The following is a 23388-nucleotide window of genomic DNA, read 5'->3' on the forward strand; positions in this document are numbered from 1 at the left end:
GGTCAAGGCGAGGTCACCATCTGCTTCAGCCTGCTGGCGGTGAGCTCATCGGCCGGGAAGAAGGTTTCCAGCGCCAGCTCGGACAGCGTGACGTCGACCGGGGTGCCGAACACCATCGTGGTCGAGAAGAAGCTCAGCACATCGTCGCCGGCCCGCAGCCGCAACGGAATGGCGACGCTGTCGGCCGCAAGCGGCGCCGAGCGTGCGGGGACCGGATAGGATTTCAGCTCCTCGTAGAGCTTCAGCAGCCCGGCATCCGCTGTCGCCTCGCACTGCCGGTGCAACCGCTCGAGCAGATGCCCCGACCATTCGGCGAGGTTCACCGTCCGCGCCGCGAGCCCCTCGGGATGCAGCGCCACACGCAGCACGTTGAGCGGCGGCGTCAGCAGTCGCTCGGGTATCCCGACCAGCAGCGGCGCGATCATCCGGTTCGCGGCGACCAGGTTCCAATGCCGCTCGACCGCGAGCGCCGGGTTGGGCTCGTGCGCCTTGAGCACGAGATTCATCGCCTCGCGCGCAGGCTTGAGCGCGGGATCGTCGAGCGGGCGTTGCTGGAATGCCGGCGCGTAGCCGGCGGCGACCAGCAGCACGTTGCGTTCACGCAGGGGCACGTCCAGTCGCTCCGCCAGTTTGAGGACCATGTCGCGCGACGGCGCGGCGCGGCCGGTTTCCACGAAGCTGAGATGCCGCGCCGAGATCTCGGCATCGAGCGCGAGATCGAGTTGCGACAGATGCCGGCGCTGCCGCCATTCCCGCAGATGCGCGCCGACATGAACCGGTTTGGCGCGGTCGGCGCGCGCCGAAGCAAGCTGGGTCATCATGGGCCAAAGACCTATCACGCAGACGTCAGCGCCTCCATGACCTGCCAGGTAATCGAAACGCCTCGCGCTGCAAGTCATCGTCCTCGGCACAGGAGATGACCATGAGCAGGCAGCGCAATCCCGAGACGTTTCCTTTCACCGCCGTCAGCCGCTGGCTGGCGGGTCTCGCGACATCGCTGCTGGCGCGCTCGCTCAACATGCCGGAGCCGCTGCTGCACGTCACGGGCAGCCTCGTCGTCGCGCAGGTGAACGAGATCGAGACCCGGGCCGCCCGCTCGCTGTGCCCGGCGCGCCTGCGCCGTCGTCTCCTCGCCTGGTTCCGTTGAACCGCCTGCAACCCAACCGAAGGAGACCCGACATGATCACCTCGTCCACCCTGCTCCGCCGCGCCCTGATCGCCGATGCCGTGTTCAGCGGCGTCGCGGGTCTCGCGCTCACCTTCGACGCCGCGCCGCTGGCGAGCCTGCTGCAGCTGCCCGAGGCGCTGCTGCGCGAGACCGGACTGTTCCTGATCGTCTATGCCAGCTTCGTCGGCTGGCTGGGCTCGCGGCAACTGGCGCCGAAGCCGCTGGTGCTGCTGGTCATCGCCGGCAATGCGGCGTGGACGGTCGGCAGCATCGCATTGCTGTTCTCGGGCCTCGTCACACCGAACCTGCTCGGCGAGATCTTCGTCGCCGCCCAGGCGGTGGGCACGGGCGTGTTCGCCGAGCTGCAATACATGGGCCTGCGCCGGAGCGCGGACGCCGTCGCGGCGTGAGATCAACAGGTGATGAGCGCCGGCCGCCGTCATCGCGCGGTCCGGCGCTCGCGCCCGCTGCCAAATTTCGACATGCACGACCAGCAACTCTTCTGCATAGTCCAGACCCGGCAGGAGAGTGCAGCGATGCCGCATGTGAGCGGAACGGAAGGATACGCCGCCGAGGCCGACAGCCTGTTGGTGCGCTACGAAAGCGCCCCCTCCGAGCAGGTCCATGCGGCGGTGCTTCATCTGCTGCCGACACGATCGGCTTTGGTCCTCGACATCGGTGCGGGCACCGGGCGTGACGCCGCCTGGTTTGCCAGCCTCGGGCATCGGGTGGTTGCCGTCGAGCCGACGGAAGCCCTGCGCAGCCGCGCCATGCGGCTGCATCCCTCGCCCGCCATCACATGGATCGACGACAGCCTGCCGGAGCTCGCGGTGCTGGCGGCGCGTGACGAGCAGTTCGAGCTCGTGATGCTGACCGCCGTGCTGATGCATCTCGATGAGGAACAGCGGCAGCGCGCGCTTCCCAACATCGCGGCGCGGGTCGCTCCCGGCGGCATGCTGATCATCACGCTGCGGCATGGGCCGGTGCCGCCAGGACGCCGGATGTTCGAGACCGACGCCGAGACGATCATCGCTCCTGCGCGGCAGCTCGGGTTGAGCCCCGTGCTCAATCGGGATGGAGACTCGATTGGTGCCGAGAACCGGGCTGCCGGCGTGACCTGGACGACGCTGGCCTTTACGAAGCAGCCCTGAGCGGCTCGATCCGATCAGGCCGCCTTGGCGCGGCTGGTCAGCGTCTTGACTGGTAACGTCTTGGCCGGTGAGGACTTGGTCTTGACGCGCTTGCCGGCAACCGGCCGGCGGCTCTTGGCCCGCGCTGCGTCGCCACGGGTCTTGACCTTCGTCTTCGCGCGCGGCTTGGCCTTGTCCTTGGCGAGCTTCTCTGACGTCCGCTTTGCCTTTTTCTCGGCCTTCTTCTCGATCTTGCGCTCGTCCTTCGCCTTCTGCTTGGCCCGCTCGGCGCGCGCCTCGATCTTCTTCTTCGCGCGCTTCTTCTCGCACGAATCGCATTTGCAGCCGATCGGCTTCAGATAGGCTTTGAAGTAATCGGTGCCGTAGTCGTAGTTGATCTCGTCGCCGGGCGCGATGTTCTTGATGGCGCGGATGAAGATCTTCTTCTTGCGCGGCTTGACGTCGGACTCGGCGTTCGGCTTGCAGGAATGATTGATGTAGCGGGCGACGTTCTCGCGCACCGAGCCGTCGATGGTCCAACGCTTGTCGAGCTCGAACAGATATTTGTTCTCGATCGCGTCCTCCTCCGCCTTCTTCGAATCCAGGAGTGGCCCGAAATAGCGGATGATCTTGGTGCCCTTCTTGATCGGCTGGGTGGCGAACAAGCCAAGCCCCGTCTTGGAGCGGCCGATGCGATAGGGTTTGGACTGGGAGATGACGGGCATGAGCTGTGAGAGATGGACCTCGCGAGGCCGCCGTTCTAGGATAATTTTGCGGCGCTGTCAGGTCTTTCCCGCCACAGTATCGCGCCGTCCCCAGTTTGCAGCGCCCTGCGCAGCGCCAGTTCCGGTCATCAGGGGCCTCACCATGTCGAAATCCTTCACGCTTGGGGCGTTGGCGCGAATCAGCGGCGTGCTCGCGCTCTGTGCGGCATGGAGCGGTCAGGCTGCCGCAGAGACCATCGCGAGCGTCTACACCTCCGCCGCCGCCAAGGATTGCCGAACCATCGGCAAGCCGGACGGCGACAGCTCCACGCAGACATGCCCGGGCAAGGACGGGCTGATCCTGCTCGTCAACGAAGGCGACCTTCGCCAGACCGTGTCGGTGGGCCGCAGCATCAGTGCTGCCGCGAAGGAGCCGGCCGCTCAGACCTGGTTCGGTCCGTTCAACTCCGCGGGTCCCACCGTCGAATGGAGGATGGCCGACGGCAAGCCGTTCGCGATCATTCAGCGCTGGCTGATCGCCGACAATGACGACCAGGGCAAGAAGGGGCCGAAGGACAAGCCGATGCTGGTGGTGACGCGGCTGCCGCCGGGGGCGGTGTGCCATGTCGCCTATGTCGATGCCGCCGCCACCAATGCCAACGAGCTGGCGCGGCAGGCGGCCGACGAGGCGGCGCGGAGCTTCGCCTGCGGCAAGGACAAGGTGAAGGTCATGGGCCCGCGCGGCCGCGTCATCGATCTCGCGCTGCCGCAGCCCTAATGGCCGGAACGTCTGGCAGACTTGTCCTTGATGCGATGATAGCGCGCGAGCAGCCGCTCGCCCTTGGCGGCAATCCGCCGTGCTGCTGCGACGGTGCGCGGCACCGGCTCGCCCCACGCATGCGCTGACAGCGCGAGCCGTGTCGGCCGCCCCTTCGCGTCGACCAAAGGCGGCAATGGCTCGCGCCCGTAGAAGCGCACCGCCCAGCTGCCCTTGCGGCGCATCTCCAGTGGCGTCATGTCGGTCATCTTTTTGGTGACACCCGGCTTCAAATGCGCGCCGTCGCGTTCGGCAAATGCCCTGCGTCCCGCGGCGGTCAGTCCGCCGCGCGGATCCTTTTCCGGCGCGTGGCGTGTTGTCTTGCGCTTGCGCGAGGACGGCGCGCCGCGCTTGGCGGTGCGCTTCTTCGCCGAGGATGCGGTGCGCGCCCTGCTCTTCGATTTTGCCGACTTGGTCGACTTTGCCGAGTTCGTCGACTTGGCCGAACGTTTGCGACCGCCCGTCTTTGGCGTCTTCTTCGCCGCAACCTGCATGTTGTCGACCAGGTTGGGGTAATGCCGCCCGGCGCGGCGGGCGCGGGCCTTGGCGGTTGCCTTCTCGGCCGGCGTCAAATGGGTGGAGGCCTTGCCGGCGCGCTTGCGCGGATTGGCCTTGTCCCAGGGAGCGCGTTGTTTTCGTGCCATGCGTCACCAACGCATGATCCCGCGCCGGGTTTCCGGTGCGTCGAACTACGCTCCCGGCGGCAGCTTCGGCACCGTGGCCCGCAGCATGGCTTCGAGCAGCGATTCGGCGGTGGTGCCCGGCGGCGAGCGGCGCAGGATATCGGCGAGACGCCCCTCGAGCAGCAGCATCGTATATCCGTGCACCAGCGACCACGCGCGTGCGATCGCCGCCGACTGGTCCAACGACAGCTCCTCGTTGCCAACCTGGCCTTCGCGCGCGGCCACCGAGCCCGCCAGCCCCGCGAAAGACGCCTCGGCGGCCTCGTTCAGCGAGGGCCGCGAATAGTCGAGCCGCTCGGTGCGGAACATCAGCCCGTACATGCCGGGATTGGCCTGGGCGTAGGCGACATAGGCGCGCGCCCGCGCCATCGCGCGATCGAGCGGCGTCCCCGCCTGCTCGCCCGCCGCCTTCATCGCCGCATTGAAGCGGCGGAAGCCGATCGCGGCGAGCTCGCTGACGAGGCCGGTCAGATCCTTGAAGTGATGCGTCGGCGCCGCATGCGACACACCCGCCTCGCGCGCCACCGCGCGCAAGGTGAGACCGGCAAGCCCGTCGCGCTCCAACACGCGCTCGGCCGCTTCCAGCAGCGCATCGCGCAGCGCGCCGTGATGATACGGCGTGGCCGCCTCTGCAGCCCCCGCACGACGGCGCGCGGGTCGTGGCGTCGCCGTGGCTGTGCGTCGGCTGCGGGCGCGAACCGGTTCGGTCTTGTTCGTCATGAGCCCCCTTATACAGGCAATTTTGACAGCGTAAAGATTGGACTTGACCATTCGTGCCGCGCTCGTTACGGTTATCTTTACATCGTAAAGATAATGTGGAGGAACGGCCGTGGACGACACTCAGCCGAGCACGAAGACCAGGCGCAGCAACCTCGCCCCGATTCCGTTCGAATGCGATGCGCCGTTCCTCGAGGTCACCGGCGAACTTCCGCGTGAGCTGAACGGCACGCTGTATCGCAACGGCCCCAATCCGCAGTTCGCCTCGCCAGGGGCGCACTGGTTCGTCGGCGACGGCATGCTGCACGCCTTCCATCTCGAGAACGGCCGCGCCTCCTACCGCAACCGCTGGATCCGCACGCCGAAATTCGAAGCCGAGCGCCGCGCGGGCCGCGCGCTGTTCGGCGGCTTCGGCCGCAAGCTGCCCGATGCGCCGGGCGACGTCACCGATGGCGGCGTCGCCAACACCAACATCATCGCCCATGCCGGCCGCCTGCTCGCGCTCGAGGAGGCGCATCTGCCGACCGAGATCGAGCCCGGCACGCTTGCCACGCGCGGCTACCATGATTTCGGCGGCCGCCTGCGCGGCGCCTTCACCGCGCATCCCAAGACCGATCCGGTCACCGGCGAACTGCTGTTCTTCGGCTACAATGCCGCCGGCCCGCTGACGCCGGCGCTGACCTACGGCACCGTCGACGCCGCGGGGAAGCTGACGCGCCTCAATCGCTTCGAGGCGCCCTATGCCAGCATGGTGCACGACTTCATCGTCACTGAAAACCACGTGCTGTTTCCGATCCTGCCGCTGACCGGCAGCATCGAGCGCGCGATGTCCGGCCGGCCGCCTTATGCGTGGGAGCCGGACAAGGGCGCCTATGTCGGCGTGATGAAGCGCAGCGGCGACGTCTCCGACATCGTCTGGTTTCGGGGCGAGGCCTGCTACGTCTTCCACATCATGAATGCGTGGGAGGACGGCAGCCGCATCATCGCCGACGTGATGCAGTTCGAGGAGGCACCGCTGTTTCCGCATCCGGACGGGCGGCCGACCGATCCGGCGAAATCCGTCGCGCGGCTGTGCCGCTGGAGCTTCGATCTCGCCGGCAATACCGACCGCTTCACGCAGACCTACCTGGACGATCTCACCGGCGAATTCCCGCGCATCGACGACCGCCGTGCCGGGCTCGCGAGCCGTGATGGCTGGTACGCCTGCGCCAATCCGGATGGACCGCTGTTCGGCGCCCTCTCCGGCCTTGCGCATGTCGATGGCACGGGCGCGCGCCGCGCGACCCATGTGCTGCCGGACGGCGACAGCCTGTCCGAGCCGGTGTTCGTGCCGCGCAGCCCCGAGGCCGCCGAGGGCGACGGCTGGTTGCTGACGGTGGTGTGGCGCGCGGCGACGAACACCTCCGACCTCGCCGTGTTCAACGCCACCGACATCGGCAGCGGTCCGGTCGCGCTGGTCCATCTCGGCCACCGCGTTCCCGACGGGTTTCACGGCAATTGGGTTGGCGCCGACCCAACCCATTGAAGTCACGACAGTAAAATGGCACTCCTCACAATATTTTGACACTGTCAAGATTCGGCTTGACCTGACGAGGTCCGCGCCATACTGATCTTGGCAGTGTAAAGATTGACTTCGGAGCAGCCGTCGATGACGCTCTTTCTGATCCTCGCGCCCTATGGCGTCTACGCTGCGCTGATGATGGTGGTCTCCGCCACGCTCAGCCTCGCCGTGGCCGCCGCGCTGTGCCTCGCCGTCGTCGCCTACGACGTCATCCAGAGGCGCTCGATCAAGATCCTGGCGCTCGGCTCGGCCATCGTGTTCCTCGGCGTAGCCGCCTACCTCGAGCTCGTCGATTTCACTCTCAGCGCGTCGACGGTGCGGCTTGCAGTCGACTGCGGCATTTTCGCGCTGTCGCTCGGCTCGATGCTGCTGCGCACACCGTTCACGCTGCAATATGCGCTGGAGATGGTGCCGCCGGAAACCGCCGCCATTCCCGGCTTTCTGCGCGCAAATTACGTCATTACCGGCGCCTGGACGGTCTCTGCGCTGCTGATGGTCGTCGGCAACCTGATGACGCTCTACGTTCCCGGCCTGCCCTATTGGACCGGCCTCGCCGTCGCCTTTGCTGCACGCAACAGTGCACTTTATTTCACGCGTTGGTATCCTGAGTATCGTAAGACGAAAGACATCGCCGCACAGACTGCCGCCGCAATGTCCGGCCAGGATTCGTGACGGGACTGCTCGAGGGAGACCTGCGTGAAAGACGTGTTTGGGAAGCTGGCTGTCGATTTCCTCTCCGCTGCCGTCTTCTTCATCTTGTATGTGGCGACCGATGACGTCGTGCTGGCCACCACCGCCGCGATCGCGGTCGGGGTCGTTCAGTTGATCTGGGCTCGCATCAAGGGACAGAGCCTGGGCTTCATGGCCTATGCCAGCATCGCCCTCGTCATCGTGCTCGGCAGCGTGACCCTGCTGACCAACGACCCCCGCTTCATGTTCGCCAAGCCGGCGATCGGCCACTTCGCCATCGGCGCGATCATGCTCAAGCGCGGCTGGATGCTGCGCTACGTTCCGGCCATCGTGTCGGAGACCATTCCCGAATACGTCACCGTCGCCGGTTATGCCTGGGCGGTGCTGATGTTCGCGCTCGGCCTCGGCACCATCGGCGTGGCGATGACCGGCGACCTCAAGCTCTGGGCGATCTACATGACGCTCGCCGCCGGCGCCAAGGTCGCGGCCTTCGGCCTGCAATTCATCGCCTTCCGCTTTGCCATCGCGAGCCGCCTGCGCGCGGCTCGGGCCTGATCGCCGCAATGGGCTTGTGCGCCAAGATGCGCTATAGGGGCGCCCGAAGGACCTGACGCACGATGCGTCGGGGTCCGGGATGGCAACGCCAGGAGAACGATCGATGGCTGTGGACGGCAACTGGAATCTGACCTTGAACACGCCGATGGGCGAGCGCAGCGCGACGTTGAGCGTGACCAGCTCCGGCTCGACGCTGACCGGAACCCAGGCCGCCGAGGGCGATTCCGCCGAGATCTTCGACGGCACCGTCAACGGCGACAACGTCGCCTGGAAGGTCTCCATCACCAACCCGATGCCACTGACGCTCGACTTCACGGGCAAGGTCTCCGGCGACACCATCTCCGGCGAAATGGGCATCGGCTTCATGGGCAGCTTCCCCTTCACCGGCGCCCGCGGTTGATCGCCATTCAGTAGGGTGGGCAAAGGCGCGCCCTGCTGCCTGATACAACGCGAGATGGTGCGTGCGCCGTGCCCACCATTTTCTCCGGATGTGCCGACAGACGGTGGGCACACGACCGCCCTTGCGGGCGACCGCTTTGCCCACCCTACGCAGCCTCGCTGCATCGACTTGCACCCCCGTCGTCCCCGCGAACGCGGGGACCCATACCCCCAGGGAGCGGTTCGAGGCACGCTGGCAATTGGCTTTTTGCCCGTCACATCCGCCGCGGCGTATGGGTCCCGGGTCGGCGCCAAGATCGCGCTGGCGCGCGCTCATGGCTTGCCCGGGACGACATCGCGTTTGATCACGACGGTCCACCACTTCACATCTCAAACAGCCCGGACATGCGTCCACGATCTCGCGGCTGATAACGCCCGAGGGATGCACCGGCATGCCCTTGAAAGTGCAAGGGCGCAGGGAAGGCCAGGCGTCGGCTGACGCCTGCGGCCCGCCTGCGAAAAGAATGCAGGCGGCAGAACCACAGGTGCAGCCGGAAACGCCCGGCCTTACCTGCGCGATGGTCTTCACGCTTATACGCGATCTCCCCGGGGACCGGCTTGATTGCCCCCGTCATCGACGCAACGCACGCGCTGGCGTCAACTTGACCTCGGCACCGGGAGGTCAGGACCACGCGATTTCACGTCCACGCATCGCCGTTCGTCCGCACACCCGAAAGCATGCTGCGGCAATCCGCGGCCATCGCCTCCCCGCCTCGCGTGTCGTGACGATCGCGCGCAACGCCCCTTGCTTGAGGCGGGATGGCGGAAGGAAAGCATAATTTCTGAAAATACGCAATATAATTATTTTTTACGGAAGCCGCGAACGGCCAGTTTCACCTGCCTGCCTGAAAAGCGTATATTCCAGTCGTACTCACCCGGGCACAATCCCGGGGGAGACGATCATGGGTCGTTACGGCTGCCACCGTCGGGCTCGCACCGGTTTGACGACAAGATGCTTCCCATTCACCCGGAAGTGTCGCTCATCGAACGCTTGAGGCCTATTGTCGAATCCGTCACTCGGGAGACCATCAATTTGCCTTTGCCCCTCTTGGTCATTACTCTCGCTGTAATCGGCTTAATCGGCTGGCAGTTGTTTCGATCTATCATCACGATGAAAATCAAGTTGCGCGGTGGCGAAATCATACGCCGAGACGAGCAGCCGGTCAGATTTTGGCTGATGATCGGTGGCCAACTTCCGGTTCTTACCGTCTTCATCTGGATTGCCATGACTGGGGTGCAACGGGGCCTGGTCAATTAGGACCTCTCCAGAAATTCAAAACCAGATCTGCATCGGCACGCCATGCGCATCACGCGGCGCCTCGCCTTGGGGCACGCTGCTGGCGCAGTCGCGGGCGGCGAGCGCGACGGCGCAGGCGTCGAGCACGTCGTCGGCCTTGGCGCCGGTGCCGATCCGGGCGCGGGTCACCCAGTCGTCGATGGCGGTGAAGCCGGCGGCAACTAACAAGTCGCGCCGCTGCTTCGCACCCTCGTCCGTCTTCTTCGACGGCAGCGGCGCGCCGTTCAGGCGCAGGAACACAAGCTCGGGATGGGCCTCGCGAATGTCGAGCGCGCGATGCGCCCGGACGAAGGCATCGACCTCGATGATCTTGCGGCCGAGATGCCAGAGCTGCCGCGAGGCGCGCGCCTGCCCGCGGCGCGTGGCCTGGCCATTGGCGAGATCGGGATCGGTGTAGTCCTCCCAAAGCCAGCGCCGCGCGCCGGTGAACACGCGCGCGCGGTGCGGCGCGAGTTTGTCGCGCGCGAGTCTGTCGCAGGCGCGATTGCCGTCGTCGGTCATGCCGATCGGAATGTCGATGGCGGCGCGGGTGAAGGGGGCCGCGAGCGCGCTGGAAATATCGGCCGGGAAGCTGATGTCGCGGCGATCCCCCTCGATCGCCACAACGACCCAACCGCGTGAAAAGCCGTCGAGGCCGATGAAGCGTTGCGCGTGCATGGCGCTTCTTTCTGGCTATGCAGTGCCAGTGAATGCGCCTCTCCCCTTGTGGGAGAGGGCTACACCGCTGCCGGCGTCAAACTCACTCGGTGAGGGGTTTCTCTCCACAAAGACCGTTTTCGCGGAGGCAGACCCCTCACCCGGTACGATCGCGCTCCGCGCGATCATACCACCCTCTCCCACAAGGGGAGAGGGTGCACCGCCGTCGCGGCGAGCACTGGGATTCATCAGCAACACAATTAGCTACCGTTCTCCTGAGACAAAACGGCCGGGATCGCTCCCGGCCGTTGCAACAAACACCGCTCCCGCCGCGCTCAGCCGAGGTTCAGCTCCTTGAAGAAGTCGTTGCCCTTGTCGTCGATGATGATGAAGGCTGGGAAGTCGACGACCTCGATGCGCCAGATCGCTTCCATGCCAAGCTCGGGATATTCGAGCACCTCGACCTTCTTGATGCAGTGCTCGGCGAGGTTTGCGGCGGCGCCGCCGACTGAGCCGAGGTAGAAGCCGCCGTGCTTCTTGCAGGCTTCGCGCACGGCCGGCGCGCGGTTGCCCTTGGCGACCATCACCATGGAGCCGCCGGCCGCCTGGAACTGGTCGACGAAGGAATCCATGCGGCCCGCGGTGGTCGGACCGAACGCGCCGGAGGCGTAGCCTTCGGGGGTCTTCGCAGGACCGGCGTAGTAGACCGGATGGTTCTTGAAGTAGTCCGGCAGCGGCTCGCCGCGGTCGAGGCGCTCGCGCAACTTGGCATGCGCGGCGTCGCGGGCGACAATCATGGTGCCGGTCAGCGACAGCCGGGTCTTGATTGGGTTCTTCGACAGCGTCGCGAGGATGTCCTTCATCGGCTGGTTCAGGTCGATCTTCACGACCTCGCCGTCGAGCGCCTGCTCGACCTCCGGCAGATACTGCGCCGGATGATGCTCGAGCTCCTCGAGATAGACGCCGTCCTTGGTGATCTTGCCGAGCACCTGGCGGTCCGCCGAGCACGACACACCCAGGCCGATCGGCAGTGACGCGCCATGGCGCGGCATGCGAATGACGCGGACGTCGTGGCAGAAATACTTGCCGCCGAACTGGGCTCCTACTCCCAGGCTCTGCGTCATCTTGTGGATTTCCTGCTCCATCTCGACGTCGCGGAAGGCATTGCCGTCAGCGGAGCCCTGCGTCGGCAGCGCATCGAGATAGCGCGCGGACGCCAGCTTCACCGTCTTCATGCACAGCTCGGCCGAGGTGCCGCCGATCACGATGGCGAGGTGATAAGGCGGGCATGCCGCCGTGCCGAGCGTCAGGATCTTCTCCTTCAGGAAGGCCAGCAGCCGGTCCTTGGTGAGGACGGACGGAGTCGCCTGGAACAGAAAACTCTTGTTGGCCGAGCCGCCGCCCTTCGCCATGAACATGAACTTGTAGGCGTCCTCGCCTTCCGCGTAGATCTCGGTCTGCGCCGGCATGTTGTTGGCGGTGTTCTTCTCTTCGTACATCGAGAGCGGCGCGACCTGCGAGTAGCGCAGGTTACGGCGCAGATAAGCGTCGCGCGCGCCTTCGGAGAGCGCCGCCTCGTCGTCACCGTCGGTGATGACGTTGCAGCCCTTCTTGCCCATGATGATCGCGGTGCCGGTATCCTGGCACATCGGCAGCACGCCGCCGGCGGAGATGTTGGCGTTCTTCAGGAAGTCGAGCGCGACGAACTTGTCGTTCGGGCTGGCCTCGGGATCCTCCAGAATGCCGCGCAGCTGCTTCAGATGGCCGGGGCGCAGGAAGTGGTTGATCTCGCCGAACGCGGCCTCGGACAACGTCCGCAGCGCCTCGCGCGACACCACCAGCATGTCGCGGCCCAAGACCTTCTCGACGCGGACGCCCTCGGCCGTGATCTTCTTGTAGGGCGTGGTGTCCGGTCCCAGCGGAAACAGCGGCGTGTGCTTGTAGGGCGGGACGGGCTTGGACTGGTCGGGAAAAGCGGTGGGCGCGTTCATGGCGAGCTCGTGGGGTTCTCGAAATGGCCGCCGAAAGCGGTCTTGACAGGTCTGATATCGACCATCCGGCAGGGCTGCAACATATGTATGGGCATGGCGGCACCGGGGCCGCACCATGCCTACTTTCGTCTGAATTGCGGGGCGTCCGGCCCTGCCCTCAGATCACGATGTCGGCCAGACTGCCGATCGACACGACGGCACCGCGGGCGCTTTCCATCAGGCTCTCCTGGCGGGCGTCGCCCATGCGGTCGTAGCCCTGGACCTTGCCGAAATCGAGCTGGGTGCGCGCGGCGAGATCGGCGATGCGCACCTGGAACGGCCGGTACGGCCCGACGACGAACTCCTCGGCCGGCAGATTGCGGATCAGGCTCTCCTGGCTCAGCACGAAGGCGACCGCGCCGGGCCGGCCGTCGGCGCGCGTGAACACGATCAGCTTCCAGAACTCGCGCGGCAGCAGGATGCCGCGATAGGGTTGGTCGGTGGTGCGGAACACCGGGCCGTTGAAGATCGACAGCCGCGGCGTATCCTTCTTGGCCTGCGCCGTCACATACATTTCGAGGTTGCCCCACAGCATCACGCCGTTGTGGCTGGCGAGGCTGCTCTGGTTGAACACCGAATGCTGCGGCGAGCAGTTGGTCAGATGGAAGGTGTCGTTGTTGGCGGCGTTGGCCTCGTCCTCGTCGCCGCCCCAGGCGGCATCCTGGCGCCGCGTCAGATGGCCGAAGTCGAGCGGGTTGTCGGCGTAGAGCTCGGGCCCGGCCTGCGCCTCGCGCGGGATGCGGCTGTCATAGTACCATTTGTCCTTGCCGTCGCGCTTGACCTGGAATTTCGCCGCGGTGTCGAGATTGACGGCGGAGACGAAGGCGAGCTTGCGCTGCGCGTTCATGATGACGCTATAATGGAAATAGGTCAGCTCGATGCCGCCATCGGCGAGCTTGGCCACCGCCGCTGCGGCCGCCGGCGTCAGCTTCGGCAGCGGCGCGTCGAAACCGAGGAATTTGGGGTCGAAGCCCGGGCGCGGCGTCGAGAACGGCTCGGGCTTGGCCTGCTCCAGCAGATCGGCCGCCGCTGCGCTGGGCTGCGCCGCCGCGATCGCCGGCGCGGCGACGCCGGCGCTCACCATGGCGCCGAGGCTGAGCGTGATGTTCAGCGGCACCGAGATCGAGACCACGCCGGCCTGCGAGGTCGTCGCGACGTGCGGCGCTGGGTTGTCGGCCGGGCTCGGCGGCGGCACGGGCGGCGGCACGACCGTCGTCTCCGTCGTTGGCGGCTGAACGATCAAAGGCTGGATCTGGCCGGCGCTGATGCTGACGAACTCGTCCTTGAGATCCTTGCCGCGCGCGACCATCGCGCCGGCAATGAACTTCACCAGGCGCGAGGTGCGGATGCCTTCGTTGGCGACCCAGGCGACACGGGTCTGGTCACCATCGGGCGGCACCACCTTGTCGTTGGCGTCGAGCGCCTCGCCGCGCCGGTTGGTCCTGGGCACGCCGGAATGATGCAGGGCGATCACCTCCCACTGGTCGTTGAAGACCGGCGAGCCCGATGAGCCCGGCTCGGTGTCGGCCTCGTAGTAGGCATATTGATCGACCGCGGAGCCGTTCTCCGGCAGATCGATCAGCTTGTTGTCGCGCACGACCACCTGCTTCAGCCCGCCGCTCGGATGCTGCACGATGTTGACGGGCTGGCCGGTGATGATCTTGCCCTCGGATCCGATCAGCGGGCAGAAGCCGAAATGATCGAGCGGGGTGCCGTTCGTCGAGGTCGCGGCCATCGCGACCAGTGCGAAATCGAGCCCTGGGTCGGTCAGGAAAAACATGTCCGGCGCGAACGCGAAGGTCTCGACGGCGAGCGTCTGATCACCGCCGAGCTGATAGTTGAACTCGGCGCGGCTGCGCCTGGCCGCATCGGCGTCGGCGAACACGTGATGATTGGTGATCAAGAGCCGCGGCGAGACCAGGAAGCCGGTACCGAACGCGTCGCCGTCCGCAGAATTCGTGACGATCCGGCACACCGCCCGGCTCGCACGCGCGCCGCGGTCGAAGAACTGCACCGCGAGGAAATCGCGCGTCTTGCCGATGACGCGTTCCACGAAGCGGTCGTTGATGTCGCTGGCCGTGACCTGGCCGGGCGACGGCAGGCCCTGCAGCGCCGGAGCCTCGCGCCGCAGCGTCTCCTGGGCGCTCGCCGCATCCGGCGCGGCGGTCGAGCTGGCGAGCTCGCTCAGCAGCCGGTTGACGTGATTGACCAGCCGCTCCTTGGATTCGACCTTGGTGTACTCGCCCTTGCTCGCAGCACTCATGCGCTTGCGGCGCGATTGCGTGCGCGACTTGAAGCGCTTCGCCGCGTCGGCCGCGATCTCGGGGCTGTAATGAAGCTTGACGGGAGGAGCGGCCATGTCGCGACCTCGCTGAATGAAATCTATGGATGCAATGAATGACGAGAATACGTCATAGTAGAGCACATTGGATGCTGGTGTGACAAGACGGATGCGGTCGGCGGTACACAGTGGCGCGCGGCGTTCAGAATCGCCGGTCTCTCGCGCCATGGACCACGGCGAGCACCGTGATTGTCTTGGCCTTCGTATCGACCTCATAGACGATGATATAGGGCCCCTCGATCAGCTCTCGGGTCCCAGCGACCAGACCGGGCCGTCCAATGAACGCAAGGCCGGGCCGAGCCAAATGATTGATGCGTGCACGTACACGGCTGAGAAGCGAGGCGGCAGCTTTGGGACTATCCTGAGAGATCCACGCGAATATCGCTTCGAGATCGGCAGCGGCAGCCGCGTGGATTGCGATCTTCATCGGCCGAGCAGACGGTCGACCCGTGCGTTGAACTCATCCAGCGTCAGATGCTTGGCGCTCCCATCTCGCCTGCGCCGCTCGACCTCCTGCACCTGCTCGTCAGTCAGATGGAAGCCGGCCTGATCCTGCGCTTCCATGAGCGTCAGGATCTCCGCAGCATCGTCCTGCCGGTCGCTGGACCAGGTCAGGACACGATCGAGAATATCTTTCATCTGCTGCTTGTTCATGATCCAAACATAGCACATCGCATCGAGAACAACCACTGCGGCGCAGGAACCCGAGCTTCATTGCCACATCGGCAGACGCCAAGCCGTCCCACAGCCGCCGATCGCGCTTGCATGCTCCGCGCGCGCACGCTTCAATGGTGCCCGGGGGTATCTGCAATGAACTCGTTTGACTGCTCGTTTGGCCGCGCGGCCTTTGCCATCGCCGTCGCGCTGGGCACGTTGCTCTCGGCGCAGCCGGCGCGCGCCGATCGCTGCGACGACCTCGCCAAGGAATTGAAGAACGGAATAGAGGGCGTCAGGATCGGCCAGACCGCAGCCGGGACGGTGTATCTCGCCCATCCCAAGGCGCGCGAGATCACATTGGGCTGCTCGTCCAAGAACTTCAGCAACCAGCTGTTCGGCAAGTCCGACCGCAAGCCGACACCGGCCTTCATCGACCTAATGGCGAGCGCCGCGGCGATCGTGTTCACCTTGCCGAAGGACGACATGCAGCGTGGCGTCACACGCTGTTACCGCCGGCTCGGGATCTTCCGTGGCGACGACGTGCCCAGCCGCTACCGCCGGCTCGACATGCGCTGTGCCAGGACCAAGACCGAGTCGTCGATCACCATCACCCGCAGCAAGGACCAGTGAAGCGGCGTTTTCGCATCGGGATCAGCCACCCGTTCACTATTCGGCCTGCCACCGGCAGTTGCAGACAATTCGACCGATCCGGTTGACGACTCTTTCGTTTGAGATGGCCACGCTTCTGGCAACACCAAGCGAGGAGCTGGACCATGTCCGTTTCGAGCGTTTCGTCGTCATCACCGCCGCCCTCACCGCCGCCGGTCTCGACCGAGACGAACAGGCTGCAGACGCAGCAGACGCAGAGCCAGAATCAGACGCAGCAGAGCCAGTCTTTCAAGCCGGACAAGACCGGCGACGAGGCTGCGGCCGATAAGCAGGCTTCACGTCCGCCGCTGCCGCCCGGCCAGGGCACGCGCGTCGACATCATTGCCTGATCTCCCACCTCAGGCCAACTTCGTATGGCGGCGGCGCCCGAGGCGTCTGCCGCCATACGTGTAGGCCGATCCCCCAAGTAGCTATCGATGCCAGCCGTTTGCGCAAAGCGCGCGGCTTGCTCCGTGTACCTCGCCCCGCTTGCGGGGGCGCGACGAGCTTCGCTCGCGCTGAGAGGTCGGTTTGCATCGAAGATGCAATCCGGGTGAGGGGGTACAGGTCTCACCACGCTCACTCCCGGTGCGCGGGTCCCGCTGATACCACCCGTGTAGCTGCCCCTCACCCCAACCCTCTCCCCGTAAGAACGGGGAGAGGGAGCACACCGCCGCAAGAGGCAAGAGCGCAACTCCGAAGTATCACCTCCGAAGTATCCGCTCATGAACTCGCTTGCTTCGCTCCTCACCCGGACGTCTTCTTACGCATCCAGCACCTCGTAGTGGCGGAAGATGCCGTCCTCGTTGAATGGGATGCGGCGTTCGCTGGCCAGATAGACTGAGATGTTCGGCCTGGATGCAACGCGGTCGTGCAGCGCGACGAGGCCGGGGATGCTGCGCTCGAACGCCTCCATACGATTGGGGAATGCGTAGCGCAGGCCGGCGATGATCTGGAACAGCGACAGGTCGACGTAAGTGAGCCGGCGTCCGGTGACGTAGGCGCTGCCGCCGCGCGCCAGGATCTGCTCGAAATAGCCGAGATATTTCGGCACGCGCTCGTTCCAGAACTCGGCGGTGCGCTTCTTCGCCGGCGCGCGCTGGTCCTCGTAGTACAGCGTCGGCCCGAGCGGGTGATGGGTATCGTGGATCTCGACGACGAAGTCGGTGATGGTCAGCTGCAGCTGGTGCACCCAGAGCCGCCCTGCTTCGGCCTTCGGCGCAAGGCCGTGGCGGCTGCCGAGAAACAGCAGGATGTTGGCGGTCTGGCCGACGATGCGGCGGCCTGCCTTCAGGAACGGCGGCGCAAACGGCGGCGTGGCGCTGTCGGCCTGCATCATCGCGGTCATCGCCGCGATCCCCTCCTCGCGCGCGACATCGCGATAGGCGGCCCCCGCCTCCTCCAGCGCGAGCCGCACATACTCGCCGCGGCCCTGGATCATCGGCCAGTAGTACAGGTCGTAGCGCATGGGCGATCCTCGATGTGATGCGCCCACACGCTGATGCGACGAAGACGGACGCGGGCGATCAGTTCGCCGCGAAGCAGTATAGCAGCCCGTCGCCGCCGGTGCTCTTCAGATCGGCCTGGGAACAGCCGCCGTCGGGACCGCGCGACGGATGTGACATGTTCCACGATTTCGACGGCTCGTCGTCGCGAAGGCCGATGCGGTCGGAATGGCCGACCATCGCCGCGCCCTGCGTCGCGCTGGTCCAGTTGCGGCAGGTGCGGTCCTCGCCGGCAGCGAAGGCGGTTCCATCGGCCTGCGAGCCGGTCAGCACGTCGTGGCGGTTCGGCGTATCGCCGCGGCCGTTGATCACCTCGCCCTTCTCGCTCAGGACGGTCTGCTTGGAGAGGTTGTTGGACGCGCCGTGCAGGTCCGCCACGTCCTTGGCGACGACGACACCCTTGGCGTTCTGCCACGGACCCTTGCCAATGCGGTCGCGGGCATTGACGGCCGGCTGTCCGTCGGCGGCCTGCGTCGAGAGATAGGCACGCCAGGTCTTGGCGCCCGCGCCGGCGCCCTGCGCCAGCGTCTGGCAATGCTTGTCGGCGCCGGCGAGGCCGCCGAGATTGCCGCCATTGCCGGGACCGTTGCTGGTCAGGAAGAAACTCATATCGGCGCTGTCGGCCGCGGCCGGCGCGATCAGGCCGGGAGCGGCGACAACGGCGGCGAGCAGCGCGCTCGCGGTCAGGATGGTGCGGATCGGTGTCATGGGTGTCCTCCCTTATGGACGTGATGCCGGCGCATCGCTTGGCACGATGTCGTTTGGGCGCGATGTCGTTCGAGCTTATGGAACCCGTTCGGCGCGGGATTATTCCGCACGGTTCAGGACAAAGCAAAGGCGCCGCGAAGGATTCCGCGGCGCCTGATGATCGTCGTGCCGTTCGGCTTCAGCTGACCTGCTGGATCGCCGACAGCTGCCAGTCGGCGCCGGGGTGGCGCAGGAAGGTCCAGATCTCGGTGACCTCCTGCGGCTGGTCGGAGCCTTCGACCACGCGGCCGGAGCTGCGCTCGATGGTCTTGTCGGCGAGCGCGAACCGCATCGCCACCGTGGCGTAGTCGGCACCGTTCTCGCGCCAGGCTTCGGCGAGGTCGCCCTGCAGCAGCTTCACGGCCGAGACCTTGTTGACCACGCCGCGGGCCTGGTTCTGCTCGAGATCGCGCTCGAAATACGAGGCCATCTCGGGCGTGGTCAGGAGGCGCAGGCTGCCGACATCCTCGTTCGACCAGGCCTGCTGGATGTCGCCGAGCAGGCGCTCGAACGCCTCATAGTCGGCCGGCTGGATCTGCAGCGGCGGCGTGTTGCTGCCGCCGCCGAAACCAGCGAAGCCGCCGCCGAGGCCGCCAAGGCCGGAACGGAAGCTCTGCTGGCCATCGCTCGGGCCGGTGGCGTAGGCCGGCTGGTTGCGGCGCTGCCACCAGGCCATCGCGAAGCGGACCACGACCACCACCAGCAGGACCTGGAGAATCAGGCCGATGATCGAGGCGAAGCCGCCGAGGCCGGAGAACAGCCCACCGCCGAACAGCATGCCGAACAGGCCCGCACCGAGGAAGCCGGCGGCAAGGCCGCCGAGCAGGCCACCGGCGCGGCCACCGAACAGGCCACCACGTGCGGGCGCCGCCGCGGTGTTCATGCCCGGCTGACCCGGCTGGGTCATGGTGCGGTTGAACTGCGACGCCGAACCCGGCGCGGTCGTGGTCGGGGGCGGCGCGGAGAACGTGCGTGTGCCGCGGGAGCCCGAGCTGGAGCCGCCGCCGATCCGGGCGTCGGCCGCCGAGACGGCGAGCACCGTCGGCAGCGCCAATGAAAGGGCCACGGCCAACGCCTTGAGGAGGCCGCTTTTGCGCTGCATGAAACTCATCTCTGTTTCCCATATCTCCCCGGAATGGGGATGCCCGTAAGATGGGCACATTCCCGAAAAAGGGAAGGCGGCAGGAGGCCGCGCGGCTGCGGCGCTGGGTCGCGGCTTGAACGCGCTTGGCCAGCTTGCGAGGGTCTGCCGGTAACTTATTGCGGTGCCATGGTTTCCTTCACTGCCGCGACCAGCTGGCTGAGCGTGAAGGGTTTTGGCAGGAAGGCGAATTGCTGGTTCTCCGGCAGGCTCTTCTCGAACGCATCCTCAGCGTAGCCTGACACGAAGATGATCTTGATGTCCGGATTCTTCTCGCGCATCACCTTCAGCAGCGTCGGGCCGTCCATCTCCGGCATCACGACGTCCGAGACGACGAGGTCGAGCACGCCATTGCACTCCTCGAGTGCCTCCATGGCCTCGATGCCGTTCGAGGCCTCGATGACGCTGTAGCCGCGTGACCGCAGGCCGCGCGCATTGAGCGCCCGCAAGCCCTCCTCGTCCTCGACCAGCAGGATCGTCCCCTGCCCGGTCAGGTCGGCGCGCGGCTTCTGCGCCTCGGCGGCAGGCGCCTCCTTGGCTGCGCCGTTGGTGGCCTGCGGTTCGGGTTGCGCCTCCGGCACGACGATGTGGCGCGGCAGGAAGATCTGGAACGAGGTCCCCTTGCCGAGCTCGCTGTCGACATAGATGAAGCCGCCGGTCTGCTTGATGATGCCGTAGACGGTCGACAGGCCGAGGCCGGTGCCCTTGCCGACCTCCTTGGTCGAGAAGAACGGCTCGAAGATCTTCTCGCGGATCTCGGCCGGAATGCCGGTACCGGTGTCGCTGATCTCGATCTTGACGTAGTCGGCGACCGGCATGCCCTTGTAGGCGCCCTGCGCAGCTTCTTCCGCCGAGACGTTGGCGGTGCGCACCGACAGCTTGCCGCCGTCGGGCATCGCGTCGCGGGCGTTGACCGCGAGGTTCACGATCACCTGCTCGAACTGCGAGACGTCGACCTTGACCGGCCACAGGTCGCGGCCATGGGCGAGATCGAGCTTGACCTTCTCGCCGATCAGCCGGCGCAGCAGCATTGTCAGATCCGACAGCGCGTCGCCGAGATCCAGCACCTGCGGCCGCAGGGTCTGGCGGCGCGAGAACGCCAGCAGCTGCCGCACCAAGGTCGCGGCGCGCGTTGCGTTCTGCTTGATCTGCATGATGTCCTGGAACGACGGGTCTGTCGGCTTGTGCGCGTTCAGCAGGAAGTCGTTGGCCATCATGATGGCCGAGAGCACGTTGTTGAAGTCGTGGGCGATGCCGCCGGCGAGCTGGCCGACCATCTCCATCTTCTGCGACTGGTTGATCTGGTTCTCCAGCGCCCGCCGCTCGGTGGTCTCGAGCATGTAGACGATGGCGGCCTCGGTCTCGCGCTCGTCCTCGTCGACGGCGGTGACGAAGAACTGGCCGAAGCGGTCCTTGGTCCCCTCCAGCATCACCTCGACCGGCGGAATGTCCGCCTGGCCTTCGGAGGCCTGGTTGATCGCGGCGATCAGGAGATGCCGGTCGCGCTGGCTGACGGTGCGGAAGATCGATTTCGCAGCTGCCGGATCGCCGCTGACGCTCTGCGCCAGCTTGGCGTAGCGCGCGTTGGCACGCACAACGGCGCCGCCGCTGTCGACGGTGGCGATCGCCATCGGCGTGTGGTCGAAGAAGCGCATGAAGCGCACCTCGGCGGCGCGCTCCGGATCGGCGCGCTCGTCGCGGGCGCGGCTGATCACCAGGGTGCGCGAGGCGCCCGGCTTGCCATCAGCGCCGAAGGCGAGCTTGTGATAGAGCCGCGCCGGCATGGTCTTGCCGCCGCGCATCTTCAGGTCGATGTCGAACACCTCGGTGCGGACCTCGCCGGGCACCGCGACGATCGAGGTGAGCAGCGACGCGCCGTCACCCGAGACGACGTCGGCGAGCTTCAGCCCGCCGGAACCGATCTCGGCGAGATCATAGTCGAGCCAGCTGGCGAGCGTCGCGTTGACATAGACCAGGCTGCCTTCGGGATTGACCGAGAAGAAGCCGCAGGGCGCGTGGTCGAGATATTCGATCGCGTGCTGCAGCTCCTGGAACACGTCCTCCTGGCGCTCGCGATCCCGGGTGATGTCGGCGATCGACCACACCGCGTAGCGCGCATGGCGCTTGGTCTGGCCGAGCGGACGCACGCGCATGCGCAGCCAGCGGCCCTGGCCGCCTTCGGAGGCGGTGATGCGCACCTCCTCCTGCTGCCGCTTGCCCTCGCGCGCCGCCTTGAGCAGGCGGAACACGGCTTCGGACACATCGGGATTGCCGATGAAGACGCGCTCGACGGGGCGCGCCTCCTGCGCGCTCGCGGCTCCGGTCATGCTGAGATAGGCGGCGTTGGCGTAGACCACATGGCCGCGCGGATCGGTCACCGCGAGCCCGTCGAAGGCGTGGTCGGCGATCGCGCCCATCACCGGATCATCGGTCGCCTTGTCGGCGAAGCGGACGATGCCGGCGGCAAAGGCGAACAGATTGAACAGGCCGACGGTGGCGAGCAGCGACAACAGGCCGAGAATGTAAGGCTGCGCCTGCGCGCGCCCGATCGTCATCAGCGCGATCGCCACGGCGACGAGGCCGAACGCGACCAGCAGGATGAGCAGAATGCTGCCGCTGCGGCGCGACCGCTCCGGCAGGTTCACCTGGTCCGGTGAAGCTTCGTTGTCTGATTCGGAGCTCATGGCGTGGGGACGCGACCTGTCGGCTGGGAGCCCCAGCCCGTTCGCGCGGCTCCCGCTTCCAACTGCCTGAATCGACGGGTCGAGCGCAAGCCCGTCAAGCCGATATTCCATGATTTATCCGTATTTTGCGGCCGGATCCCGGACCGATTCGATTGTCATCGCGGGCGCCCCGAAAGGTTGCGCCGCAGCCCCATCACGTAGCCGATGATCTCCGCGACCGCGTGATAATGTTCCACCGGAATTTCCTCGTCGATCTCGACGGTCGCATAGAGCGCGCGCGCCAGGGGCACGTTCTCGACGATCGGGATGTCGTGCGCCTTGGCGATCTCGCGGATCTTGAAGGCGATGTTGTCGACGCCCTTGGCGACGCAGACCGGCGCCGACATGCCGCGCTCGTAGGACAGCGCGACCGAGTAGTGGGTCGGGTTGGTGATGATCACGGAGGCCTTGGGAACGGCGGCCATCATGCGCTTCTTCATGCGCTGCTGGCGGAGCTGCCGGATGCGGCCCTTGATGTGCGGATCGCCTTCCGACTGCTTGAACTCCTCCTTGATCTCCTGCAGCGACATCTTCTGCCGCTCGTACCATTGCCGGTACTGGAACAGGTAGTCGCCGATCGCCACCAAGGCGAGCAGCGCGACCACCGAGCCCATCAGGTGCTTGGTCAGCGACATGGTGACGCCGAGCAGCTCGGCGACGTCCATGTGCAACAGCGATTCCAGCCGCAGCCGCTCCGGCCACAGGATCATCACCATGACCGTGCCGAGCAGCACCAGCTTGAAGATGCCCTTGGCGAAGTTGACCGCCGCCTGCTTGCCGAACAGCCGCTTGGCGCCGGCCATCGGCGAGATCTTGCTCAAGGTCGGCTTCAGCGGCTCGCCCGACCACACCAGGCGGTGCTGCATCATGTTGCCGGCGATCGCCGCCAGCATGACCATCAGGATCGGCACGCCGATCGCCGCGATCACGGCGAACGAGAGACTGCGCGCGAGCGCCAGGAGGCCCGCGCCGTCGGTGTGGATCATCCAGGAATTGGCGATCAGATTGCGCAGCGGCACCAGCACGGCGGTGCCGATCGAGCCCGAGAAGGTCGACATCACCAGCGTCGCGGCGGCGATCACGAACCAGGTGTTGAGCTCCTGGCTCTTGACGACGTCGCCGCGCTCGAGCGCCTGGTCGAGGCGTTTTTGCGTCGGGTCTTCTGTTTTGTCCTCGCTATCGCCCTCGTCCGCCATCGGT

General features: G+C 66.2%; 25 protein-coding genes. 11 read left to right on the forward strand and 14 right to left on the reverse strand.

Going from position 1 to position 23388, the window contains the following annotated elements; all coding sequences use genetic code 11:
- Positions 1-2: 2 nt before the first annotated feature.
- Positions 3-818 (reverse strand): helix-turn-helix domain-containing protein, encoded by an 816-nt coding sequence (locus ACQR07_RS04345; protein WP_434901744.1) that lies wholly within the window; start codon positions 816-818, stop codon positions 3-5.
- A gap of 104 nt (positions 819-922) precedes the next feature.
- Here ACQR07_RS04345 and ACQR07_RS04350 point away from each other — a divergent pair, with 104 nt between their 5' ends.
- The 3 genes from ACQR07_RS04350 to ACQR07_RS04360 all read left to right on the forward strand — a co-directional run bounded on the left by ACQR07_RS04350 (position 923) and on the right by ACQR07_RS04360 (position 2319).
- Complete coding sequence (locus tag ACQR07_RS04350; RefSeq protein ID WP_434901123.1) at positions 923-1147, forward strand: hypothetical protein; 225 nt, start codon at positions 923-925, stop codon at positions 1145-1147.
- A 32-nt stretch (positions 1148-1179) separates the two neighbouring features.
- Entirely contained in the window at positions 1180-1578 is a 399-nt protein-coding gene (locus ACQR07_RS04355) for a hypothetical protein (protein WP_434901124.1), read from the forward strand.
- 126 nt (positions 1579-1704) lie between these two features.
- Positions 1705-2319 (forward strand): class I SAM-dependent methyltransferase, encoded by a 615-nt coding sequence (locus tag ACQR07_RS04360; protein ID WP_434901125.1) that lies wholly within the window; start codon positions 1705-1707, stop codon positions 2317-2319.
- Positions 2320-2333: 14 nt separating this feature from the next.
- Here ACQR07_RS04360 and ACQR07_RS04365 read toward each other — a convergent pair whose 3' ends face one another.
- On the reverse strand, positions 2334-3023 hold the full coding sequence (locus tag ACQR07_RS04365; RefSeq protein WP_434901126.1) for an SET domain-containing protein: 690 nt from the start codon (positions 3021-3023) through the stop codon (positions 2334-2336).
- Between the two features lie 142 nt (positions 3024-3165).
- Between ACQR07_RS04365 and ACQR07_RS04370 the strand changes: the two genes are divergently transcribed.
- Complete coding sequence (locus ACQR07_RS04370) at positions 3166-3780, forward strand: hypothetical protein (protein ID WP_434901127.1); 615 nt, start codon at positions 3166-3168, stop codon at positions 3778-3780.
- Here the strand turns inward: ACQR07_RS04370 and ACQR07_RS04375 are convergent.
- Both ACQR07_RS04375 and ACQR07_RS04380 read right to left on the reverse strand, forming a co-directional pair.
- Positions 3777-4463: a DUF6321 domain-containing protein gene (locus ACQR07_RS04375; RefSeq protein ID WP_434901128.1), complete on the reverse strand. Its 687-nt coding sequence runs from the start codon at positions 4461-4463 to the stop codon at positions 3777-3779. The two genes, ACQR07_RS04370 and ACQR07_RS04375, sit on opposite strands and share 4 nt — an antisense overlap.
- Positions 4464-4508: 45 nt before the next feature.
- Positions 4509-5222 carry a TetR/AcrR family transcriptional regulator gene (locus tag ACQR07_RS04380; RefSeq protein WP_434901129.1) on the reverse strand — a complete coding sequence of 238 codons (714 nt, stop codon included), beginning with the start codon at positions 5220-5222 and terminating at the stop codon, positions 4509-4511.
- Between the two features lie 109 nt (positions 5223-5331).
- Here ACQR07_RS04380 and ACQR07_RS04385 point away from each other — a divergent pair, with 109 nt between their 5' ends.
- The 5 genes from ACQR07_RS04385 (at position 5332) to ACQR07_RS04405 (ending at position 9721) form a co-directional block, all read left to right on the forward strand.
- Complete coding sequence (locus tag ACQR07_RS04385) at positions 5332-6744, forward strand: carotenoid oxygenase family protein (RefSeq protein ID WP_434901130.1); 1413 nt, start codon at positions 5332-5334, stop codon at positions 6742-6744.
- A 123-nt stretch (positions 6745-6867) separates the two neighbouring features.
- Positions 6868-7452, forward strand: a complete 585-nt coding sequence (locus tag ACQR07_RS04390) for a hypothetical protein (RefSeq protein ID WP_434901131.1) — start codon at positions 6868-6870, stop codon at positions 7450-7452.
- 24 nt (positions 7453-7476) lie between these two features.
- Positions 7477-8025: an inner membrane-spanning protein YciB gene (locus ACQR07_RS04395; protein ID WP_434901132.1), complete on the forward strand. Its 549-nt coding sequence runs from the start codon at positions 7477-7479 to the stop codon at positions 8023-8025.
- Between the two features lie 103 nt (positions 8026-8128).
- On the forward strand, positions 8129-8425 hold the full coding sequence (locus tag ACQR07_RS04400) for a hypothetical protein (RefSeq protein WP_434864980.1): 297 nt from the start codon (positions 8129-8131) through the stop codon (positions 8423-8425).
- Between the two features lie 990 nt (positions 8426-9415).
- Positions 9416-9721 carry a hypothetical protein gene (locus ACQR07_RS04405; protein WP_434901133.1) on the forward strand — a complete coding sequence of 102 codons (306 nt, stop codon included), beginning with the start codon at positions 9416-9418 and terminating at the stop codon, positions 9719-9721.
- 15 nt (positions 9722-9736) lie between these two features.
- On the opposite strand, the gene ACQR07_RS04410 is transcribed toward ACQR07_RS04405, so the two are convergent.
- The 5 genes from ACQR07_RS04410 to ACQR07_RS04430 all read right to left on the reverse strand — a co-directional run bounded on the left by ACQR07_RS04410 (position 9737) and on the right by ACQR07_RS04430 (position 15421).
- Positions 9737-10417: a DUF429 domain-containing protein gene (locus tag ACQR07_RS04410; protein ID WP_434901134.1), complete on the reverse strand. Its 681-nt coding sequence runs from the start codon at positions 10415-10417 to the stop codon at positions 9737-9739.
- A gap of 314 nt (positions 10418-10731) precedes the next feature.
- The gene (locus ACQR07_RS04415) at positions 10732-12387 is read right to left on the reverse strand and encodes a fumarate hydratase (RefSeq protein WP_434901135.1); all 1656 of its coding nucleotides are present in this window, start codon (positions 12385-12387) and stop codon (positions 10732-10734) included.
- Between the two features lie 157 nt (positions 12388-12544).
- A complete protein-coding gene (locus ACQR07_RS04420) occupies positions 12545-14785 on the reverse strand; it encodes a DNA/RNA non-specific endonuclease (RefSeq protein WP_434901136.1) in 2241 nt (746 codons plus the stop codon).
- A gap of 124 nt (positions 14786-14909) precedes the next feature.
- On the reverse strand, positions 14910-15194 hold the full coding sequence (locus ACQR07_RS04425; protein WP_434901137.1) for a type II toxin-antitoxin system RelE/ParE family toxin: 285 nt from the start codon (positions 15192-15194) through the stop codon (positions 14910-14912).
- Positions 15191-15421, reverse strand: coding sequence for a hypothetical protein (locus tag ACQR07_RS04430; RefSeq protein ID WP_434901138.1), 231 nt, complete (start codon positions 15419-15421; stop codon positions 15191-15193). Before ACQR07_RS04430 ends, ACQR07_RS04425 begins: the two co-directional genes overlap by 4 nt.
- A 156-nt stretch (positions 15422-15577) precedes the next feature.
- Here ACQR07_RS04430 and ACQR07_RS04435 point away from each other — a divergent pair, with 156 nt between their 5' ends.
- A complete protein-coding gene (locus ACQR07_RS04435; RefSeq protein ID WP_434901139.1) occupies positions 15578-16054 on the forward strand; it encodes a hypothetical protein in 477 nt (158 codons plus the stop codon).
- Positions 16055-16197: 143 nt separating this feature from the next.
- Complete coding sequence (locus ACQR07_RS04440; RefSeq protein ID WP_434901140.1) at positions 16198-16422, forward strand: hypothetical protein; 225 nt, start codon at positions 16198-16200, stop codon at positions 16420-16422.
- Between the two features lie 413 nt (positions 16423-16835).
- Here the strand turns inward: ACQR07_RS04440 and ACQR07_RS04445 are convergent, their stop codons facing one another.
- The 5 genes from ACQR07_RS04445 to flhB form a co-directional block, all read right to left on the reverse strand.
- On the reverse strand, positions 16836-17540 hold the full coding sequence (locus ACQR07_RS04445) for a glutathione S-transferase (RefSeq protein ID WP_434901141.1): 705 nt from the start codon (positions 17538-17540) through the stop codon (positions 16836-16838).
- A gap of 58 nt (positions 17541-17598) precedes the next feature.
- Positions 17599-18285: a lectin gene (locus ACQR07_RS04450; RefSeq protein ID WP_434901142.1), complete on the reverse strand. Its 687-nt coding sequence runs from the start codon at positions 18283-18285 to the stop codon at positions 17599-17601.
- A 178-nt stretch (positions 18286-18463) separates the two neighbouring features.
- Entirely contained in the window at positions 18464-19426 is a 963-nt protein-coding gene (locus ACQR07_RS04455) for a Tim44 domain-containing protein (RefSeq protein ID WP_434901143.1), read from the reverse strand.
- A gap of 155 nt (positions 19427-19581) precedes the next feature.
- Positions 19582-22149, reverse strand: coding sequence for a cell cycle histidine kinase CckA (gene cckA, locus ACQR07_RS04460; protein ID WP_434901144.1), 2568 nt, complete (start codon positions 22147-22149; stop codon positions 19582-19584).
- A gap of 155 nt (positions 22150-22304) precedes the next feature.
- Positions 22305-23384 carry a flagellar biosynthesis protein FlhB gene (gene flhB / locus ACQR07_RS04465; RefSeq protein WP_434901145.1) on the reverse strand — a complete coding sequence of 360 codons (1080 nt, stop codon included), beginning with the start codon at positions 23382-23384 and terminating at the stop codon, positions 22305-22307.
- Positions 23385-23388: the final 4 nt, after the last annotated feature.

Source organism: Bradyrhizobium sp. HKCCYLS20291, from assembly GCF_051167715.1.
GTDB lineage: Bacteria > Pseudomonadota > Alphaproteobacteria > Rhizobiales > Xanthobacteraceae > Bradyrhizobium.

Coding starts and splice junctions, on each gene's coding strand:
- ACQR07_RS04455 (WP_434901143.1), bottom strand. CDS start 19,426: ATGCAGCGCAAAAGCGGCCTCCTCAAGGCGTTGGCCGTGGCCCTTTCA.
- ACQR07_RS04425 (WP_434901137.1), bottom strand. CDS start 15,194: ATGAAGATCGCAATCCACGCGGCTGCCGCTGCCGATCTCGAAGCGATA.
- ACQR07_RS04430 (WP_434901138.1), bottom strand. CDS start 15,421: ATGAACAAGCAGCAGATGAAAGATATTCTCGATCGTGTCCTGACCTGG.
- ACQR07_RS04450 (WP_434901142.1), bottom strand. CDS start 18,285: ATGACACCGATCCGCACCATCCTGACCGCGAGCGCGCTGCTCGCCGCC.
- ACQR07_RS04360 (WP_434901125.1), top strand. CDS start 1,705: ATGCCGCATGTGAGCGGAACGGAAGGATACGCCGCCGAGGCCGACAGC.
- ACQR07_RS04415 (WP_434901135.1), bottom strand. CDS start 12,387: ATGAACGCGCCCACCGCTTTTCCCGACCAGTCCAAGCCCGTCCCGCCC.
- cckA (WP_434901144.1), bottom strand. CDS start 22,149: ATGAGCTCCGAATCAGACAACGAAGCTTCACCGGACCAGGTGAACCTG.
- ACQR07_RS04365 (WP_434901126.1), bottom strand. CDS start 3,023: ATGCCCGTCATCTCCCAGTCCAAACCCTATCGCATCGGCCGCTCCAAG.
- ACQR07_RS04380 (WP_434901129.1), bottom strand. CDS start 5,222: ATGACGAACAAGACCGAACCGGTTCGCGCCCGCAGCCGACGCACAGCC.
- ACQR07_RS04420 (WP_434901136.1), bottom strand. CDS start 14,785: ATGGCCGCTCCTCCCGTCAAGCTTCATTACAGCCCCGAGATCGCGGCC.
- ACQR07_RS04390 (WP_434901131.1), top strand. CDS start 6,868: ATGACGCTCTTTCTGATCCTCGCGCCCTATGGCGTCTACGCTGCGCTG.
- ACQR07_RS04410 (WP_434901134.1), bottom strand. CDS start 10,417: ATGCACGCGCAACGCTTCATCGGCCTCGACGGCTTTTCACGCGGTTGG.
- ACQR07_RS04370 (WP_434901127.1), top strand. CDS start 3,166: ATGTCGAAATCCTTCACGCTTGGGGCGTTGGCGCGAATCAGCGGCGTG.
- ACQR07_RS04350 (WP_434901123.1), top strand. CDS start 923: ATGAGCAGGCAGCGCAATCCCGAGACGTTTCCTTTCACCGCCGTCAGC.
- ACQR07_RS04405 (WP_434901133.1), top strand. CDS start 9,416: ATGCTTCCCATTCACCCGGAAGTGTCGCTCATCGAACGCTTGAGGCCT.
- ACQR07_RS04445 (WP_434901141.1), bottom strand. CDS start 17,540: ATGCGCTACGACCTGTACTACTGGCCGATGATCCAGGGCCGCGGCGAG.
- flhB (WP_434901145.1), bottom strand. CDS start 23,384: ATGGCGGACGAGGGCGATAGCGAGGACAAAACAGAAGACCCGACGCAA.
- ACQR07_RS04345 (WP_434901744.1), bottom strand. CDS start 818: ATGACCCAGCTTGCTTCGGCGCGCGCCGACCGCGCCAAACCGGTTCAT.
- ACQR07_RS04400 (WP_434864980.1), top strand. CDS start 8,129: ATGGCTGTGGACGGCAACTGGAATCTGACCTTGAACACGCCGATGGGC.
- ACQR07_RS04440 (WP_434901140.1), top strand. CDS start 16,198: ATGTCCGTTTCGAGCGTTTCGTCGTCATCACCGCCGCCCTCACCGCCG.
- ACQR07_RS04355 (WP_434901124.1), top strand. CDS start 1,180: ATGATCACCTCGTCCACCCTGCTCCGCCGCGCCCTGATCGCCGATGCC.
- ACQR07_RS04375 (WP_434901128.1), bottom strand. CDS start 4,463: ATGGCACGAAAACAACGCGCTCCCTGGGACAAGGCCAATCCGCGCAAG.
- ACQR07_RS04435 (WP_434901139.1), top strand. CDS start 15,578: ATGAACTCGTTTGACTGCTCGTTTGGCCGCGCGGCCTTTGCCATCGCC.